The following is a 17,334-nucleotide window of genomic DNA, read 5'->3' as shown; positions in this document are numbered from 1 at the left end:
CAGTGCAGCCCGTTCTCGTCAAAAGTGCACGATGGTTTCGGTGAAGCTCACGGTGTTGCGTGCGCCTGCGACGCGGACCACGATGCGGAAGTAAGGTGATGCAGCGCCGCGAATATCTGGGCGTGACGTGTAGTTCAGATCGCCGTGGTCTTCGGCTGCCGAAGATCCTGAGCCTGCATATTTGGCGCACTGGATGGACGTGTCGGTCGTGTAGTCGCCGACCTTGGAGCACAGGCGGAAGATCGCGAACTGGACCTTGTTGCTTCCTACATCTGTCCCCGCCATTGGCTTGATCGTGCAGCCGGTATAGCTACCGCTGGCTGCGGCCTGGCAGTTGTCGCCATCCCAGTCGATCAATTGTCGATTGGTCCCGGCAATCTGGCGCCATGTCGCGTCGACCGGCGGCTTCGCGGTTGTGCCATCCGCTTCGAACTCCATGTTGCGCGCGTAGTAGCCCTTGTTCTGTTGATCAGAGTTCAGGCTGAACTTGTTTGTGGAGAGCCAGTTGATCGCTTGTCCGGCGGCCTGGTCCGCGGCGGCGGTTGCATCCTGTTTGAAGCCGATATTTCCGAGGACCAGCGAGCTGGTATCGACCGAGCGGATCAGGCCCAGCGTAGCAAGCATCAAGGCGACCAGCGCAATCAGTGCAAAGAGGAGCGAAACACCGTCTTGCGCACGATGGTTGGCGTTGCCACGCCGGTGAAAATTGTTCTTCTGCATTTCGTTGACTCACGAATTCCACAGCACGTTGCGCAGAGGCACGATCGTGTCGTAGATCTTGTAGCGGTACTGTTGCCATTGGTCCCCGACCTGATTGGCGACAGGCAAGCTGATGCACTTGCTTCCACCGACCCTGCAGTCGGCGGGTGTGACGCCAGCGAATGTGGTCGCGCCTACGTGCCACTCGGGTGCTGCAGTCGTCACAGCCTCCTTTTCGAACTGATTGCTGCGTGCGACCAGCGCAATGCGTATGGCCAGCACCTGCCTCCATCCGGCGTTCGTGGTCGGAGTGGTGGTGTCGTAGACATCGACGAGCCCGTCGCCATCGGTGTCTTTGCCATAGAAGGCTTTCAGATTGACTATCTCCGGATAGAGCTCAAGAGATGTGCTCACACCGGTGGTCGGCGACAGCTCGGAAAGCTGGAGATTGTTCTTGTTGTTGATGGAATAGACGCGAGAAACCAGCGAACCCATGTTCAGCAGATAGTCGCCGGCAGCGTACCCGGCCGTTGGGTACAGCGATGTCTGATTCCATTTGCCGTTTGCGCCGCTTGCGTTGGGAATCCGGGTCGGCCCCAAGGCGGTCAACGGGGACGAGGCGTCATCGGTGACATTGAAAAGTGTGCACCATGTGCCGCTTCCCTGCACCTTGGGTACCGCGATCATCATGTTGCCCGCCACGACGCCAAAGGACGATGTGACGATGTAGGCCGTATCGGTCGAGGCATGATTGCCCGACAGAGTTATGGGTGTCGAGAAGTTTGTCGTTCTTCCTTGCAGGACGGTGATGGTGTCTGGCGCACCGTTCGCACCACTCGTGATGGTTACCGGTGCCAGCGTGAGGGAGAACGCAGTCTCTCCTTGAAACTGCCCCTTGACCTGGCAGCCCATGGAGTCGGGAGTGGCGACCGCGCCATAGCCCGCCTGCTGTATATCGCGCTGAAGGGTGAACAGGGAAAGCGATCCGTTCACCTGCGCGTCGCTGCCCATGGTCACCGAGCGCTTCTTGCCCTCCGAAAGAGCGAGCACCTGCGAGATCACCAGGACCGTCAGCATGCCCAGCAACAGTCCGACCATGAGCTCGATCAGCGTGAAGCCACGCTGATGGGCGGAATCCCTTGAGATGTCGTGCGTTGTCATGCTAGGTCGTCGGCTTTGCCACGGTGGTGTTGGTGACATATCGATGCGAATCGCCGCTCGGCATGGTCCAGGTTACGGTGACGGTGACGTTGCCCGAACCGCCGTCGTAGGTGACGGCACCGATGCCGGAGGGCAGATTGCTCGCCACCTTGTTCTGCCATTCAAGACACCTCGCCTGTGATGCGCAGCCTGTCCCGTTGTAGCTTGCGAGGTTGTTCAGGTCAGCCCACATCCGGCCTAGCAACTCGCTGGCAAGGTATGCGGCGTCGGCGCGCGCCTTCGCGTCGGTCTGGGCTCTTGTCATGGAGCTCTGCAGTCCGATAAGGCCCAGCACGCCAAGCATGAAAATGAGCAGCGCGACCAATACTTCGATCAGGGCGATGCCCTGCACGCGCGAGGCGCGTGCCGACGGAGGTCGAGTGCGTGGTGAGGAGCGTTGCATGATGGTGGAACCTAGGCTGGGCATTTGCGCGGGTCGGTGCTGTCGGTCACACGTGGGTCGCACATGCGAACCTGCCCGGCTGGCGTGATTGCGATCCGAAGATTTCGGTACTCGGTGCCGTTGACCGGGCCGGTGACAGAGATCCTGGCGATCGCCCCTGTGTTGACGAGGCGGCCGAATCCGTTGAAGGTAATAGAGGTGGCTGCCGTAGTGTTGTCGCTCTGCACCGCAGCGACCAGAACGTTCTTTCCACCATTGCCGGCCGCGCGGCCTGTGACGATCTTCGGCGATGAGTCGATGGACGGTGCGTCGCCACAGTGCGAAGTAGGTGCATCGATGGATACGACCCAGGAGCCGCTCGTTGCTGAAAGCTGGCAATCGTTGGCCAGCAGGCTGGGGTCTTCGAGGCTGACGAGCCAGAACGATACGTTTTCGTTGCGCCGTACGGCTTCTGCTTTCGCAATCTGTATGCCGTTCTGCAGTGCATCTGCCACGTTCCGGATACGCGCGTTGTCCATCCATGTGCCGATGCTTGGCATTGCTGCAAGAAGCAAAAGTGCAAGTACGGCGATCGCCACGATGATTTCGATCATCGTGAAGCCCCGTTGCCGCATGGTCACCTTCAGCATGTCGCGTCACGAGTGAGCCAGCAGCTAGCGCTGACTGTTGTCCCTTTGAACTTGGTAGTGCCCTGGGCACCGAGTTCATTGATCGTGTAGACGTGATTGACAACGGCCGTGCCGGTCTTTCCGGTCGCGGTCACGGTATAGCTCTGCTGCGTGGTATCCCCGGTGCGAGTATTCGTCGCACAGCTGAATGTGAAGTTGGTCCCGGTCTTGGGGAAGGTGTTCCAACTGCTGGCCGATGAATCCGCAGCGCATGCCGTGGATGAGCCGTAGTTCCTGTTGTCCTGGTAGTACTGCTCCATCTTCGCGCGGTAGCTGGAGAGTTCCGAGAACGCCTCGGGCAGTTTGCCGCGGCGGATGTAGTCGTTGTACGCGGGCAATGCCACCGCCGCCAGGATGCCGATGATGGCGACGGTGATCATGACCTCGATGAGGGTGAAGCCACGGGCATCGCGTCGCGCGCGGCGCGAAAGGCATTGGACTGTCTGCAATTTCATGAAAAACACCTTTGATCTGGCCGCGGTCGCTTTGTAAACATTTGGAACCAAGAATGTCTCCAAATGTGTCTTTCTGCAAAACCGCTTGTCCGCCGTCGACCGCCATTCGTCGGTGTCTGCCTGATCGTCACAATCGGTAGATGACGCCTCGTAACGCTGCGCCGGAGGTTGCCCCCTCCAAGGTGAAGTCTGTGGAAATCGTTCGCGCCGGGCTTCTCGCGCTGCCGTTCCTGTCTCCTCTTGTGGCCGGTCCCTCCGTCGTTGCCTGGCAGTCGCTGGTGACGGGGGCATGTATTGCCGGCTTGTTGATCTCCGTCCCCGTGGAGGGGCTCGCGAGGCCACTCCTCATGTGGTTGCTGGCCGGGGGATTGATGGTCTCCGTCTCGGCTCTTTCCCACGGCATGCCTTCGACGCTTGCGACTCTCTTTGCGATCGCAGGCGTTGGCGCCATGGCCTTCGTTGGTTCCGGCATGTCGCGAGGAGGCGCGTCTGCCAGCACGAAGCCGCTTGCAACGGGTGTGTTGGTCGCCGGACTGGTCAGCGCGGTTATCGGCCTGCTCCAGTATTACGGCTACGCCGAATGGCTCGTCCCCTGGACAACCTCCCCCGCCGTGGGCCAGGCTTACGGCAATCTTCGCCAGCGCAACCAGTTCGCCACATTGATCAGCATGGCGTGGGTCGCGGTCTTATGGCTTTACGCCATGAATCCAGCTGCGCGTGCACGGCGCGGATTGACGGCTGCGGCACTGCTGCTGCTTGTGGCTGCCGCAGCCTCGACATCGCGCACGGGATTGCTGCAGTTGCTGTCCATCGTAGGCGTGGCGAGCTTCATCGCCAGGCGCGAGCGCCGAGGTTGGCGTGCCGAAGCCGGAGCTCGGGTGCAGTTACCTTCGCCGCTGCTTCTGCTGGCAGCCATCCCGCTCTACTTCGTCATCGCCTGGGTGTTGCCTCAACTCGTCGGTGGACCAGGTGGGGCCGTCGAGAGCATGCTCCAACGCCTCCACACCGGCGCCCCCGAAGACCACAGCCGCCTGATCCTGTGGTGCAACGTGCTCACGCTGATCGCCCAACACCCCCGGACCGGCTGGGGATGGGGCGAGCTCAGCTTCGCCCACTACAGCACCCGGTACGACGGCGCCCGGTTCGTCGAAATCCTGGACAACGCCCACAACCTCCCGCTGCACCTTGCAGTGGAACTGGGCATTCCCGCAGCCGTGCTGATCTGCGGCGGCTTTCTCTGGATGGTGATTGCCGCGCGGCCCTGGCGCGAACGCGATCCGGCTCGCCTGATGGCCTGGGGCATGCTGGGCGCGATCGTGCTGCACAGCCTGCTCGAGTATCCGCTCTGGTACGGCCCGTTCCAGCTGGTGTTCGGCCTGTGCCTCGGCATGCTTTGGCCGGGCAAGGGGCGTATTGCGATCCGACCTGCGCTGTCATCCCTGGCGGCGGGCGTCATGCTGCTGGTCGTGGGGCTCGCAGGCTGGGACTACGTCCGCGTCAGCCAGATCTATCTGCCGCCCGACGAACGGCTCCCCGCGTACAAGGAAGACACGCTCGTCAAGGTGCGGGGAACCTGGTTGTTCGCGCGCCAGGCCGAGTTCGCGGAGCTGACGCTGACCACCCTGACGCCATCGAATGCCGCGGAGATGCATTCGCTGGCGCAGCGCGTGATTCATCTTTCGCCGGAGCCGCGCGTCATCGTCAAGCTGATCGAAAGCGCCGAACTGCTCGGCCGCGAACGCGAAGCCGAGGCGCAGGCGGAACGTTTCAGCGATGCCTTTCCACAGGAGTTCGCGCGCTGGCTGAAAGAGGCCGATCGGGATCCTGTGCGACTGGCCGCGCCGCAATAGCAGAAGAGCCTCAACAGGCGCAGTCGTCGAGCGGTCGCGTGCGGGTGACGAACGGCAATTTAATACTTTCAAACTCATCTAGCATCGAGAAACACATATAGACACAACGTTGCGAGGGGAGGGTTCCAGCCATGTACTGGAAGCGCAAAGTGTTTCGTTCCGGCGGCTTCACGCTCGTCGAACTCGTCGTCGTCATCGCGATGATCGGGGTGCTGCTCGCGTTGGCCGTGCCGAGTTTCGTGGCGATGCAAAGGAACTCCGCAGCCACAACGCTCGGCAATGAATTCGCCATGGCGGTCGGCTTCGCGCGTTCGGAGGCCATCGCGAAGAACAAGTGCGTCACCGTCTGCGCGCCCGAGGACATCACCGTTGCCGACCCGACTTGCGCCGACAGGGGGCGCGAATGGAGCAGCGGGTGGATCGTGTTCTCGAATCCTAAGTGCGACAGCGTCGCCACTGACGACACGGCGCAACTGCTGAAATTCCATATCGGCAAGACGGACGGCCCCACGCTCACCGCGCCCACAGGCAAGGTCGCGATGCTCCGGTTCGACGCGCGCGGCCGCTCGAATCTCCCTGGGCAGCAATCGCTCGACCTTGCACCCGCCGGCGGCTCCGCCACCAAGGTCGTTTGCCTGGACATGATGGGGCGCGCCCGGACTGGCAACGTCGGCAGCATCAGCTGCAACGACAGCAATCAGAACTAGGCGGGAGCGCGAATGATGACGTATCGCGCCCGGCAATCGGGGGTGGCGCTGATCGAGGCGCTGGTCGCTCTCCTGATCTTTTCGCTCGGCCTGGTTGCCATCGCAGGCCTGGTGGCCGCCGCGGTGAAGTACCAGACCGGCAATGAGGCCCGGCTGGGTGTCTCGGCCGCGCTCAACGACCTGTCCGAGAGGATCCGCATCAACGCACCTGGAGCAAATGGATATTCGGGTGTCGTCGGAGGTGTTCGGGTGGACGGGGAGGGCTATCAGCTGACCGAAGCCTATTCGGCGCAAGTCGCAGAGGCGGTGGCGCAATCGCCAAAGGATTGCAGCCAGGTTGCATGCACACCGGCGGAGCTGGCGGTCTTCGATCTCGCCAGCTGGAAGAACATCCTGCGCACCGCTTTTCCCGGCGGAGCGGGCTACATCACCGGGGACGTCAGGTCGGGCTTCGATGTCAGCGTCATGTGGTTCGACAAGAGCGCGGTGGATAAAAAGGGCGCCGCCGTGCAACAGGTCAACTGCACCGGCAAGGTCAAGGATCAGCAAACGGTGTCGGCGCGCTTCTGCTGCCCCGAGGGAGCAGAAGCGCCAGCCGGAGTGCGTTGCTACACCGCGAGGGTTCTTCCATGAAGGCGCGCGCCTGCAGGTCACGCGGCCTCACATTGGTCGAGTTGCTGGTCGCGCTCGCGCTCGGGCTGTTGCTCGTTGCCGCGGCGGGCTACCTGCTCGTCTCGACGACGCGAGTTTCAAGGGCCGTCGACGCCAATGCCCAGCAGCAGGAAGCCGCCAGCGTCGTGCTGGACATCATCGGCCGCGACCTGAAGAACGCGGGCTTCTATCCCGCCAGCTTTCCTGTTTCGGTCGAATCCTCCAGGTTCCAGGGGACCTACTCGAACGTCGTCTCGACTTCGGTCGAAGCCTTCGACCAGGGGATCTTCGGATGCAGTGAAGGGCTGTTCGACGTAGCGAAGGGCACCTGCCCGGCATCCAAGTCAGCGGAGCCCGATTCGCTCGTCGTCAACTATTTCTCTGCCGATAACTTCGAGGTCGAAGGCGTCGGCACGAGAAAAGACTGCCTGCGTCAGGACGTGGAGCTCGCCGAGTTCGGCGGAGCCAGGTACAACGAAGCCCGCGCCGGCTCGGGAGCCAAAGGCACCGGGACCGTCGCGCTGCCGCTCTTCATCAGCAACGTCTACGGCCTCGGGGCAAGCTACACCTACAAGCAGGATGGCCGCTCCATCTCGACGCGAAGCTTCCGTTGCGCCGGCAACGGGGCCAACACCAAGCCCCATCAGCCCATCGTCTCCGGCGTTACCCAACTGAGGTTTCGCTACGGGGTCTCGGAGGCCGATACGCTCGAGGCGCCCGCACGCTTCTTCACGGCAGCGGAAGTCAACGGTCTTCCGGTCGCCTCCATCAACGGGGAGAGCAGGACAGCCTGGCAGCGCGTCGTCGCCGTGCAGGTGTGCGTCGTGACCAAGACGCTCGACGCCACCGTGAGGCAGACGTCGAGCGGCAGCTATGTGGACTGCGATGGCGCGTCCGTCGCGTTCGCCGATTCCGATCATGCCGTCTACAAGCAGCAGACCCGCATCTTCGGCGTTCGCAACAATCTCACGAGGACATTTTGAAGACCTCGCGCCACCCAGCCGCCGAGCGCGGAATTGCCATGATCGTCGTGCTGGCCTTCATCCTGATCCTGTCGGGCGTTGCCGCCTTCGCCGTGCGGCGCGTGATGTTCGGCGAGCACGTTGCACGCAATGTGCTCGACATGGAAGTCGCCAGGCAGGCAGCCGAGGCTGCCTTGCGCGATGCGGAGCGGGACATCTCCCTGGCCTCCGACGTCGCCGGCGCGGCCTGCGCCCGTGGCGAAGATCGTCCGATCAAGTCGGCCTACAGCGAGCCGAACTTCGGCACGGACTGTCCCCGCGGCCAGTGCCGTTTCGGCGAGCAAAGCCCCGCGGCCTACTACGCAGCCAGCAATTCCAAGGCCGAGACCAACCCCGAGCCCTGGTGGCCTTCAGACAAGGGGGGCGTTGGCTGGAAGGCGTCCCCGCCATCGGGCTGCTCGTTCACCGGAGCGGTGCCGCTCGGCACCTTCACCGGTACGCCAGGCGTCAAGGGCGTGTCGCGTCAACCCGAATACCTGATCGAGTACATGCAGCGCGGGGAAGACATCTATTTCAGGAATACCGCGCGCGGCTGGGGGCTCGATCCGAACACAGAGGTCGTGCTGCAGAGCTATTTCAAGCGAAGCTGAAAAATGAAATCAACGATCCTGAAGTTTGCAGCGATGTTGGTGCTGCTTGGAAACGGGGCCTCCCATGCCCAGATCCAGGCGATTCCGCCCAACGTGAGCCCGGACCCGAATCTCCCGATGGTCGTGCTGAATGTGTCCAAGGACTACAGCATGTTCAGCCGTGCCTATACGGACTATGAAGACCTGAACTTCGACGGCAGCATCGACTACTATTTTTTGCCGTACTTCAAGTACTACGGCTACTTCGATCCCACGAAGTGCTACGGCTACAACACCAAGAGCGGAAACTTCGTGCCGGATTCCTTTGCCGTGAAGGAAACGGTTGCCGGCGATCCAAAAGGCTCGCAAAGGTATTACTGCGCCGCTGCGTCAGCGGCCTCCTCAAGTCTCTGGAGCGGCAATTTCCTGAACTGGGCCACCATGTCCCGGATGGATGTCCTGCGCAAGATCCTCTACGGTGGCTTGCGCTCCACGGACGAAGCCGGCTCGACGGGAGGCCCGGGAAGAACCGTGCTCGAAATGGCTTTCGTCCCGAGAAACAGCCAGGCCTATGCGAAGTACTACAACGGCAGCGACCTGATCCGCCTGACGCCGTTCTCCTATTCCAGAGGGCTCACCCTTTGCCGGCGACATGAAAACCCGGGGAGCAGCGATACGCAGGAGTCGCAGGTATCCGGATTGCGTCCGGTCATTCGTGCAGCCGAAGGCAACTACATCCTCTGGAACATGACGGAAGTGCTGAGCTGCAACTGGGCGGGAGAAAACGGCTACACATGGCAGGTTCCCACGGTCAGGTTCATGACCGACAACTACGTGGGAGCTGGTGGCGCATCAGCCCACAGCAACAGCATTCCTTCCGTGGCTGGCGAGTACCTGGCCCGCGTGGAGGCCTGCAAGAAGGATCTCGTCGGAGAAGAGCGCTGCAAGCAGTACCCGAACAAAAACCTGAAGCCGATCGGCCTGCTGAATGAGTTCGGTGAAAGCGATGACTACGGACGGCGCGCGTCCAGGGCCGAATTTGCGATGTTTCTCGGTTCCTTCGATACCAATCTCGATGGCGGTGTGCTTCGCAAGAACATGTCTGAAGTCAACGATGAAATCGACGCGCAGACCGGCGTATTCAAACTTTCATCCGATGCCAATGAGCGGGGCATCATCTATTCATTGAATCGGCTGAGACCCTTTGGATACAACCCGAAGACGGGCAAGTATTCGAAGAGCTGCAATTCCGACAACATCAAGAATGGAGATTGCCCGGCCTGGGGGAACCCCATCGGCGAGATCCTCCTGGAGGGGCTTCGCTACTACGCCGGAAAGGCTCCCCTCTACAGCGGTGGAAGCAATGACGCGCAGCTCGGTCTTCCGTCGCCCGCCTGGATCGATCCGCTGAAAGCAAACCCGACCCATGCGGACTCGAAGAAAACCAGAGAAGGGCTCTACGGAAAGAATATCTGCCGGCCACTCAACATGGTCACCATCTCCAGCGGCGTGGCGACGTTCGATGGAGACAAGATGGGCGCACTGGACGACCGCTCGTCGGGCATAGGTGCACCGCAGAGTGCCGCCTACTACACGAATCTGATCGGTGGTTCCGCGCAGGAAGGTATTTCAAGCACGACCCGGCTGGCTGGCTCCAACGGCGCGACCACTGACGGCATCTGCACCGGCAAGCTCATCGGCGACCTGAGCCTCGTGGCGGGCCTTTGCCCCGAGGCGCCGAACATGCGGGGCACCTACCTCGGTGCCGGTGCCGCTTACTACGCGCACGTGAACCGCATCCGCTCGGACTTGACGGTTCCCGCGGACGCGAACTCCAACGTGCTGAAGGTCCGGCAGTACGCGGTGACGATGTCGGGCGGGTCCGCGTCCATCCGCATTCCGGTCCCAAGGTCCGATCCGCAGAAGTACGTCTTCATCACCCCTGCCAGCATCGATTGGAGCGGTGCCACCGCGCTTCCGGGCAACATGGTGGACTTCAAGGTCCTGAGGCGCGGCGCGAACGGCGAGTCCGGGACCTTTCTCGTTCTTTGGCAGCACCAGGCACTGGGCGAGGACCAGGATCAGGACATGCTGGGGTCCATCCGGTACGAGACCGATTCGAGCACCACCCCGCCTACGCTGCGCGTCTTTACGCAAACGCTGGAGTCGAACACCGGGGTCTCCAAGCCGTTCGCCTTCGGCTACACGGTGGTGGGCAGCAACAAGGATGGAAGCCACTTCCACAGCGGCATCAACAACTATGTCTCCAGCGAATCGACTGCGAGCTACGCCGCGTCGAGCGTGCAGGCCGAGCCCAGGAACACGGAAGAAAAATGCTATCTGAACGATGACGGAAGCAGGCCGAACGGATGGAGCTACGCCAGGGCACCGCGCCTGTGCGTGAAGATCGGCAGCAACTTCGTGAAGGGCGAGACCCAGCTCAGCTACCAGATGCTCGGCTCGAGCGACGCCGTGATCCAGGACCCGCTCTGGTACGTTGCCAAGTACGGCGGCTTCAGGGACGACGAGAAGAAGCCGACCGGCCTTCCGGACGCCGTGTCCAAGTGGGACGCCAAACGTGCCGATGGCGCCGCCTGCGGAGCGGCCGGGCAACCCGGTTGCAACGACGGCATTCCGGACAACTATTTCCTGGCACGGCGCCCGGACCTGCTTGAAGAGTCGTTGCGGCAAGTCTTTGCGGACATCACCGGGAATTCGAACTCGGCCCCTGCCGTATCGCGCCCCGACCTGCGTGCCGGCGACTACAAGTACGTCGCGAACTTCTCGGCGTCCGATCTGCACGGCGAGTTGCTGGCGTATCGACTGGACGCAGCGGGAAATTTCAGCGGCACGCCCGCCGCCAAGGGGCACGTCAATCTGACCAATGCGGGGACTCGCGCGATCATCACGAACCTCGGAACTGCCGGGGTGCCGTTCACGCATGCGGGCCTCGATGTACCCGCGGGCGCCGGGTACCTGGCCGAACTCGATGCTTCCTCGACAAGCGTGCGGCGAGACATCATCGACTACCTGCGCGGCGCTCGCACCAGGGAGAAGCTGTCCGGAGGTACCTTCCGCGACCGGAATTCGGATTCGATCATGGGTGGCGTGGTGAACTCCAACCCCTGGCTGCAGGACTTGCCCGTGGCCAACTTCTTCGGCCCTGCGTTCCCGGGCTACGGCAAATTCAAGTCCGCGCAGAAGTCGCGGCCCAAGCTGGTCTGGGTAGGGGCGGGAGACGGCATGTTCCACGCCTTCACTGCCGACGCCCTGATGCCGGTGATGTCCTATGTGCCTCAGGCACTCGCCTCGCGCCTCAAGGAGATTCCGAACGCAACGGTGACCGACATGCGCGCCTATGCGGACGGCTCCCCCTTCACCGCGGACGTGATGACTTCCGCCAGGACGGATCCGTGGAAAACCTATCTGTTCTCCAGCCTGGGGCGCGGTGCGAAGGCGATCTTCGCGCTCGACGTGACGTCGCCGGCCCGGCTCACCGAGGGCAATGCCGCCGAGGTCTACAAGTGGCAGTTCACAGCCGCGGACGATGCCGATCTCGGCCATGTGATCTCCGAAGGGGGAACGCATCCGGCAAGCAATCAGGCTGCCCAGGTCGCCAAGATGGCGAATGGCAAGTTCGCGGTGCTCTTCGGCAACGGCGTGTCGAGCACTTCGGGCAAGACCGTGCTCTACATTCTTTTCGTGGATGGGCCGAATGCCGACGGCAAGTGGACCAACAACACCCATTACAAGCGCATCGAAGTCGGCACGGCGGGCGGCAACGGATTGATGCAGCCGACCTGGCTCGACACGAACGACGACGGTATCGCCGACGCGATCTATGCCGGCGACCTCAAGGGCAACATGTGGAAGTTCGATGTCTCCAGCACTGTGGTGACGGAGTGGAAGGAGGCCTACGGCAAGCCGCTGTACGTGGCCGTGGACGCATCGAACAACACGCTGCCGATCACGACCGCGCCGGCATTGCGCTTTCACCCCGATGGCGGGCAGGTCGTGGTCTTCGGCACGGGACAGTCGATCTTTTCCGGGGATTTCCCCGACACGGGACGGCATCACCGCATCTTCGGGATCTGGGACAAGGCGAGCTATGCCGCCAACCCCGGCTCCATTCCCTCGGGGGTGACCGATCTCCAGGAGCGCAAGTGGAGCCTCGACTCGAAGACCGATGCGGTCATCCAGAACGCCACCAGCGCGGTCGACTGGAGCACCAGGAAGGGCTGGTATGTGGACATTCCGATGTCTTCGGGGATGGTGCTGAGCAACCCCAAGGCCATGGGCAAGGACGTCAACATTCCCATCGTCTACAAGAAAGCGGCGGAGGGCGTCATGTGCGCCGCCAGCGCGGCGGGGGCCGACGTGCAGGTGAATGGAGTGAGGGGTGTCTCGACGGCGAATCTCTTCGGCATTGCCGGCGCCGCCGGCGAGGTGATCGGCATCGTCGGCCTCGACCAGCGCTTCGCCATTCCCGAAGACTCGACCAGCCGTTGCACGGCGGGGCTTTCCTGCTCCCGGATAGTGGGGCCGACCACGGACATCACGATGAAGAAGAACACCACCCAATCGCGAATCTTCTGGCGCGAGATCCCTGGCCTGAAGACAACCGTGGAGAAGCACCGATGAGCGCCAGGCGGATACGCGTGCGGGGCTTTACGCTGGTCGAGGTGATGATCACGGTGGTCATCATCGCGATCCTCAGCGCCATCGCCTACCCGAGCTACAGGGAGCAGGTTGCCAAAGGCAAGCGCGCCCAGGTGAAGGCTTCGCTCTCCCAGGCCCAGCAATGGCTGGAGAGGCACTACAGCGAAAACTACAGCTACGCGAAGACAGCGGATGGAACGGACATCAACCAGGCTGGAGGAGCGTTCAGGACCCAGTTCGGCACTTCCCCGTTGCCGGGCGAAGGCGCCGCGAACTACAACATCGCGCTGACAACCAACGGCAAGGGCACGGGCTACACCCTGAAGGCCACGCGCGTGGGCTCGATGAGCGGCGACCGTTGCGGCGACTATGTGGTCACCAGCACTGGACGGAAGTCGGTCGAGAACTACACGGGCTTCAACGCTGCGCTGGCGGCGGCAAGCGAGTGCTGGAGTTGAATCGTGGTTCTTGCGGAGGGTGAGTTACCCGGCCACCCAACTCCCCGATTTCCCGCCGTGCTTCTCCAGCACATGCACGTCGGTGATCCGCATCCCCCGATCCACCGCCTTGCACATGTCGTAGATCGTCAGTAGCGCCACCTGCACAGCAGTCAACGCCTCCATCTCCACCCCCGTAGGCCCCACGGTCTCGACAGTCGCCGTGCACACCACCTGCGGCGTACTCCCCGCATCGGCCAGCGCGAACGCCACCGCCACCCGAGTCAGGGCCAGCGGGTGGCATAGAGGGATCAGGTCGCTGGTCTTCTTCGCCGCCTGGATGCCCGCAATGCGCGCGATGCCCAGCACGTCACCCTTCTTCGCGGTGCCGGACTCGATGAGCGCCAGCGTCGCCGCCTGCATCTCGATGCGGCCGGTGGCGACGGCCACGCGATGGGTGGCGGGCTTGGCGGCGACATCGACCATGTGGGCCTGGCCCTGGGCGTCAAAATGGGTGAGGGTGCTCATGGGTGAACGATCAGGTTGGAGGTGCATCATACGAGCCCGAGCCACAGACGAGGAATGCCGCGCTTGACTCCCCGACTCCACTCCAGAAGCCAGCCGACGCCCACCCTGCGCGCGTTGTGCGCTAGCGTTTTGATAGCTTCGCAGGTGCTGCTGCCAGTGCCCGCCCTGGCCCAGATCCAGCAGGTGCTCCCCGGCATGGGCGACGGCGGCGAGATGACCGCCAGCGCCGAGCGCCACCTGGGCGACCAGATCGCCCGGGAGCTGTATCGCGACACCGACTACATCGACGACCCCGTGATCGCCGCCTACGTGCAGGAGATCTGGCAGCGCCTGCTGGTGGCCGCCCGCGCGCGCGGCGAGCTCACGCCGGAGCTCGACGAGCGCTTTGCATGGACGATCCTGCTGGGGCGCGACCGCAACATCAATGCCTTCGCGCTGCCGGGCGGCTACCTGGGGCTCAACCTCGGCCTGGTGGCCGTGGTCGGTAGCCGCGACGAGCTGGCGACGGTGCTGGGGCACGAGCTCTCGCACGTCACGCAGCGCCACATCTCGCGGATCATGACCAAGCAGGGCAGGCAGATGCCGTTGATGATCGCCGGCCTGATCCTCGGGATGATCGCGGCCGGCAAGAGCCGCAACGGCGATGCCGGTCAGGCCATGATCATGGGCAGCCAGGCGATGTTCGCGCAGAACCAGCTGAACTTCTCGCGCGACATGGAACGCGAGGCCGACCGCATCGGCTTCGGCGTGATGACGCAGGCCGGCTTCGCGCCGCAGGGCGCGGCGACGATGTTCGAGAAGCTGCAGTACGCCTCACGCCTCAACGACAACGGCTCCTACCCCTATCTGCGCAGCCACCCGCTGACGACGGAGCGCATCTCCGACATGCAGGGCCGCTTCCAGTTCAACATGGACACGGTGCCGCCGCAGCCGCTGGCCATGGATCACGCAATGATCGCCTCGCGCGCCCGCGTGCTCACCCGCCCCGGCGTCGACGTGCTGCGGCTGTGGATCGATTCGGCCTCCAGCGGTGAATTCGCGAAGAGCACCCCGGCCCAGCAGGCCGGCACGCTGTATGCGGCGGCGCTGTCGGCAAAGGAGATACGCGACTACAAGACCGCGCGCGCCCTGGCCGAGCGTCTGGTCGCGCGCGTGGCGGACGATCCTGCCGCCGCGAAGCAGGCGCGCTGGCTCAGCGCGGAGATCGAGCTTGCGGCGGGGGCGGCGCCCAAGGCGGCGGCCCTGTTGGATGCCAAGTCGAAGGAGCGGCCCGAGATGCTGCTGTCGGCCGAAGCCGCGACGGCGATGCGCCAGCCCGCGCCGATGATCCCCGTGCTGCGCGACTGGGTGGCGGCCAACCCGCGCGACGCGACGGTATGGCGCGCGCTCGGCAACCTCTACGGCTCCCAGAACGACACGCTGCGCGCGGTGCGCGCCGACGCCGAGGCGAACGTGGCGATCCTCGACTACCCGGCGGCGCGCGACCGCTTCAAGGCCGCGCAGGAGATCGTGCGGCAGTCCAAGGCGGTCGATCACTACGAGGCGTCGATCATCGACACCCGGGCTCGCGCGGTGGACGTGCTGGTGAAGGAGCAGGCGGCGGAGCCGCCGCTCAAGTAGCGGAGCGCTTCCGGGCGCTCAGCGCCTGGAGAGCAGTCCGCCCAGCGCGGACTCGATCAGCAGCCCCAGCACCGAATACAGCAGCGAGCCGATCAGCGCGGCCAGGAATCCGTTGACGTGGAAGCCGCCCAGCAAGCCGGAGGCCGCCCAGAACAGCAGCGCGTTGATGACGAACAGGAAGAGCCCGAGGGTGACGATGGTGACGGGCAGCGTCAGTATCACCAGCACGGGCCGCACGATCATGTTGAGCAGGCCGATCACCGCGGCGGCGATCAGTGCGGAGCCGAAGCTGTTGACCTGGACACCGCTGTAGAGATAAGCCACCGCCAGCAGCGCCACGGCGCTGAGCAGCCATTTGAGGATGATGCGCATGGCGGCAGGATACCCCAGGGCCCGCAAAAGACAACGAGCCCCGGTGCGTTGCCGCGCCGGGGCTCGTGAGGGAGGTTTCTTCCCGCGGTCTGTCGTTCTCTTACTCGGCCAGCTCGTTCGCCAGCACCAGCAGCGCACCCATGCCCATCACTGCGCCGGGAAAGGCCCAGCCCGACTGGTTGGGCGGCGTCTGGTCCGGCGTCACCGGTTCCAGATCGACACCGACCTTCGGGCGGCGCGCATCGACCACGTGAGTGGCCGAATGCTCGCGCTTGAGCTGTGCCGTGAGTTCGGCCAGCGGGCCCTTGGCCAGCACCGGAGTCACCTGGCCGCCGTTGCGCTCCAGCAGCGGAGTCATCTGCGCCTGCACCTTGCTGAACCACTTCGCGCGCCAGTTCTCGCGTGCGCTGTGGCTCACCCACTTGCTGATGCGATGCGTCATCCGCGGAGCGCAGGCCACGAGCACCCAATGGCGCGCCACGACGCTGCTGGCATCCGGCGCCAGTTCGGCGAACTGCTCGCAGGCGTAGGTGACGTCGTCGACATAAAGAATGATCTTTTCCATGGCGTGCTCCTTCAGGTAGTTAGAGTGACAGAGACTGTGTAGGGCAGGAAGTTCGTGGGGAGCGACGACCACCGGCGTTCAGCCGGTCGTCACCGCCTGTTGTTCGTGCTTGTTGCGGGCGTGGCGTGCGGCCACCCACTTGCCGATCACCAGCACCAGCAGCGCGCCGCCGATGCCGGCCGCGTACTTGATTACGTCGGTCTGAGGCACCTTCGGCACCCAGGTCCAGGCAGCGGTGTTCGCCAGGGCGGGGTCGGACACGGCCATCGTGCCGGCGATCCAGCCGAGCAGCATGCCGCCGGCGGTGATGATCATCGGGAAGCGGTCCATCAGCTTGATGACCAGCTGGCTGCCCCAGACGATGATCGGGATGCTCACGAGCAGGCCGAAGATCACGAGCGGCATCTGGTGGCTGTCGCCGGCGCCTTGAGCGGCACCTGCAATGGCGATCACGTTGTCGACGCTCATCACGAGGTCGGCCACGATCACGGTCTTGACCGCGCCCCACAGCTTGTCGCTGCCGCTGATATTGCCGTGGCCGTCATCGTGCTCGGGGGCCAGCAGCTTGATGCCGATCCACACCAGCAGGATCGCGCCCACCAGCTTCAGGAACGGAATGGCCAGCAGGGTCAGTGCGAAGAAGATCAGGATCACGCGCAGCACGATCGCGCCCGCGGTACCCCACAGGATGCCCTGGGTGCGCTGGTGCGCAGGGAGCTTGCGGCAGGCGAGCGCGATCACCACGGCGTTGTCGCCGCCCAGCAGGATGTCGATCATGATGATCTGACCGACCGCGACCCAGAACTCCGGGGCCATGAACATTTCCATAGATTTCCTCTTTGTCTTCGCGCCCCTGCCTCTCCCTTCAGGGGTGACGACGGAAGGCGCATTGCTATGCGTTTCGATTCATCCCGTGCGGGAAAAGTCGA

17 protein-coding genes are annotated in these 17,334 nt (G+C 63.4%); 8 read left to right on the top strand and 9 right to left on the bottom strand.

Translation table 11 applies throughout. The features are described 5' to 3' along the window. Positions 1-18 precede the first annotated feature (18 nt). From SFB74_RS32405 to SFB74_RS32385, 5 genes are all read right to left on the bottom strand, one after another. Positions 19-720 (bottom strand): hypothetical protein, encoded by a 702-nt coding sequence (locus tag SFB74_RS32405; RefSeq protein WP_432728481.1) that lies wholly within the window; start codon positions 718-720, stop codon positions 19-21. Between the two features lie 9 nt (positions 721-729). Next, positions 730-1,860, bottom strand: coding sequence for a PilW family protein (locus SFB74_RS32400; RefSeq protein ID WP_432728480.1), 1,131 nt, complete (start codon positions 1,858-1,860; stop codon positions 730-732). Position 1,861: 1 nt separating this feature from the next. Further along, the gene (locus SFB74_RS32395; RefSeq protein WP_432728479.1) at positions 1,862-2,251 is read right to left on the bottom strand and encodes a type IV pilus modification PilV family protein; all 390 of its coding nucleotides are present in this window, start codon (positions 2,249-2,251) and stop codon (positions 1,862-1,864) included. A 62-nt stretch (positions 2,252-2,313) separates the two neighbouring features. Further along, positions 2,314-2,931: a GspH/FimT family pseudopilin gene (locus tag SFB74_RS32390; RefSeq protein WP_432728478.1), complete on the bottom strand. Its 618-nt coding sequence runs from the start codon at positions 2,929-2,931 to the stop codon at positions 2,314-2,316. Then, positions 2,925-3,425: a type IV pilin protein gene (locus SFB74_RS32385; protein ID WP_432728477.1), complete on the bottom strand. Its 501-nt coding sequence runs from the start codon at positions 3,423-3,425 to the stop codon at positions 2,925-2,927. Before SFB74_RS32385 ends, SFB74_RS32390 begins: the two co-directional genes overlap by 7 nt. A 140-nt stretch (positions 3,426-3,565) precedes the next feature. Here SFB74_RS32385 and SFB74_RS32380 point away from each other — a divergent pair, with 140 nt between their 5' ends. The 7 genes from SFB74_RS32380 to SFB74_RS32350 all read left to right on the top strand — a co-directional run bounded on the left by SFB74_RS32380 (position 3,566) and on the right by SFB74_RS32350 (position 13,341). Then, on the top strand, positions 3,566-5,275 hold the full coding sequence (locus SFB74_RS32380) for a PglL family O-oligosaccharyltransferase (protein WP_432728476.1): 1,710 nt from the start codon (positions 3,566-3,568) through the stop codon (positions 5,273-5,275). Between the two features lie 131 nt (positions 5,276-5,406). Further along, positions 5,407-5,982 carry a GspH/FimT family pseudopilin gene (locus tag SFB74_RS32375; protein WP_432728475.1) on the top strand — a complete coding sequence of 192 codons (576 nt, stop codon included), beginning with the start codon at positions 5,407-5,409 and terminating at the stop codon, positions 5,980-5,982. A gap of 12 nt (positions 5,983-5,994) precedes the next feature. Continuing rightward, positions 5,995-6,615 (top strand): type IV pilus modification protein PilV, encoded by a 621-nt coding sequence (gene pilV, locus SFB74_RS32370; protein ID WP_432728474.1) that lies wholly within the window; start codon positions 5,995-5,997, stop codon positions 6,613-6,615. Beyond that, positions 6,612-7,616 (top strand): PilW family protein, encoded by a 1,005-nt coding sequence (locus SFB74_RS32365; protein WP_432728473.1) that lies wholly within the window; start codon positions 6,612-6,614, stop codon positions 7,614-7,616. The genes pilV and SFB74_RS32365 overlap by 4 nt, the downstream gene beginning before the upstream one ends. Before the next feature lie 38 nt (positions 7,617-7,654). Beyond that, complete coding sequence (locus tag SFB74_RS32360; protein ID WP_432728472.1) at positions 7,655-8,245, top strand: pilus assembly PilX family protein; 591 nt, start codon at positions 7,655-7,657, stop codon at positions 8,243-8,245. Between the two features lie 3 nt (positions 8,246-8,248). After that, positions 8,249-12,865 carry a pilus assembly protein gene (locus SFB74_RS32355; protein WP_432728471.1) on the top strand — a complete coding sequence of 1,539 codons (4,617 nt, stop codon included), beginning with the start codon at positions 8,249-8,251 and terminating at the stop codon, positions 12,863-12,865. Then, on the top strand, positions 12,862-13,341 hold the full coding sequence (locus SFB74_RS32350; RefSeq protein ID WP_432728470.1) for a type IV pilin protein: 480 nt from the start codon (positions 12,862-12,864) through the stop codon (positions 13,339-13,341). Before SFB74_RS32355 ends, SFB74_RS32350 begins: the two co-directional genes overlap by 4 nt. Positions 13,342-13,365: 24 nt before the next feature. Here SFB74_RS32350 and moaC read toward each other — a convergent pair whose 3' ends face one another. Beyond that, the gene (moaC, locus tag SFB74_RS32345; protein WP_432728469.1) at positions 13,366-13,848 is read right to left on the bottom strand and encodes a cyclic pyranopterin monophosphate synthase MoaC; all 483 of its coding nucleotides are present in this window, start codon (positions 13,846-13,848) and stop codon (positions 13,366-13,368) included. 54 nt (positions 13,849-13,902) lie between these two features. Between moaC and SFB74_RS32340 the strand changes: the two genes are divergently transcribed. Next, the gene (locus tag SFB74_RS32340) at positions 13,903-15,468 is read left to right on the top strand and encodes a M48 family metalloprotease (RefSeq protein ID WP_432728468.1); all 1,566 of its coding nucleotides are present in this window, start codon (positions 13,903-13,905) and stop codon (positions 15,466-15,468) included. Between the two features lie 18 nt (positions 15,469-15,486). Here SFB74_RS32340 and SFB74_RS32335 read toward each other — a convergent pair whose 3' ends face one another. The 3 genes from SFB74_RS32335 to SFB74_RS32325 form a co-directional block, all read right to left on the bottom strand. Continuing rightward, complete coding sequence (locus SFB74_RS32335; RefSeq protein ID WP_432728467.1) at positions 15,487-15,840, bottom strand: phage holin family protein; 354 nt, start codon at positions 15,838-15,840, stop codon at positions 15,487-15,489. Positions 15,841-15,940: 100 nt separating this feature from the next. Further along, complete coding sequence (locus SFB74_RS32330) at positions 15,941-16,405, bottom strand: hypothetical protein (RefSeq protein ID WP_432728466.1); 465 nt, start codon at positions 16,403-16,405, stop codon at positions 15,941-15,943. Between the two features lie 78 nt (positions 16,406-16,483). Beyond that, complete coding sequence (locus SFB74_RS32325; RefSeq protein ID WP_432728465.1) at positions 16,484-17,233, bottom strand: TerC family protein; 750 nt, start codon at positions 17,231-17,233, stop codon at positions 16,484-16,486. Positions 17,234-17,334 lie beyond the last annotated feature (101 nt).

The sequence above is a fragment of the Variovorax xiamenensis genome (assembly GCF_050916385.1).
Classification (GTDB): Bacteria; Pseudomonadota; Gammaproteobacteria; order Burkholderiales; family Burkholderiaceae_C; genus Variovorax.
The sequence above is the reverse complement of the archived record's forward strand: the minus strand, read 5'-3'. Positions and strand labels throughout refer to the sequence as shown.

What these genes read in the sequence shown, in the direction of transcription:
- SFB74_RS32355 (WP_432728471.1), top strand. Translation starts at nt 8,249, where the DNA reads ATGAAATCAACGATCCTGAAGTTTGCAGCGATGTTGGTGCTGCTTGGA.
- SFB74_RS32350 (WP_432728470.1), top strand. Translation starts at nt 12,862, where the DNA reads ATGAGCGCCAGGCGGATACGCGTGCGGGGCTTTACGCTGGTCGAGGTG.
- SFB74_RS32325 (WP_432728465.1), bottom strand. Translation starts at nt 17,233, where the DNA reads ATGGAAATGTTCATGGCCCCGGAGTTCTGGGTCGCGGTCGGTCAGATC.
- SFB74_RS32365 (WP_432728473.1), top strand. Translation starts at nt 6,612, where the DNA reads ATGAAGGCGCGCGCCTGCAGGTCACGCGGCCTCACATTGGTCGAGTTG.
- SFB74_RS32375 (WP_432728475.1), top strand. Translation starts at nt 5,407, where the DNA reads ATGTACTGGAAGCGCAAAGTGTTTCGTTCCGGCGGCTTCACGCTCGTC.
- SFB74_RS32400 (WP_432728480.1), bottom strand. Translation starts at nt 1,860, where the DNA reads ATGACAACGCACGACATCTCAAGGGATTCCGCCCATCAGCGTGGCTTC.
- SFB74_RS32335 (WP_432728467.1), bottom strand. Translation starts at nt 15,840, where the DNA reads ATGCGCATCATCCTCAAATGGCTGCTCAGCGCCGTGGCGCTGCTGGCG.
- SFB74_RS32360 (WP_432728472.1), top strand. Translation starts at nt 7,655, where the DNA reads ATGATCGTCGTGCTGGCCTTCATCCTGATCCTGTCGGGCGTTGCCGCC.
- SFB74_RS32385 (WP_432728477.1), bottom strand. Translation starts at nt 3,425, where the DNA reads ATGAAATTGCAGACAGTCCAATGCCTTTCGCGCCGCGCGCGACGCGAT.
- SFB74_RS32390 (WP_432728478.1), bottom strand. Translation starts at nt 2,931, where the DNA reads ATGCTGAAGGTGACCATGCGGCAACGGGGCTTCACGATGATCGAAATC.
- pilV (WP_432728474.1), top strand. Translation starts at nt 5,995, where the DNA reads ATGATGACGTATCGCGCCCGGCAATCGGGGGTGGCGCTGATCGAGGCG.
- SFB74_RS32405 (WP_432728481.1), bottom strand. Translation starts at nt 720, where the DNA reads ATGCAGAAGAACAATTTTCACCGGCGTGGCAACGCCAACCATCGTGCG.
- moaC (WP_432728469.1), bottom strand. Translation starts at nt 13,848, where the DNA reads ATGAGCACCCTCACCCATTTTGACGCCCAGGGCCAGGCCCACATGGTC.
- SFB74_RS32340 (WP_432728468.1), top strand. Translation starts at nt 13,903, where the DNA reads ATGCCGCGCTTGACTCCCCGACTCCACTCCAGAAGCCAGCCGACGCCC.
- SFB74_RS32380 (WP_432728476.1), top strand. Translation starts at nt 3,566, where the DNA reads ATGACGCCTCGTAACGCTGCGCCGGAGGTTGCCCCCTCCAAGGTGAAG.
- SFB74_RS32330 (WP_432728466.1), bottom strand. Translation starts at nt 16,405, where the DNA reads ATGGAAAAGATCATTCTTTATGTCGACGACGTCACCTACGCCTGCGAG.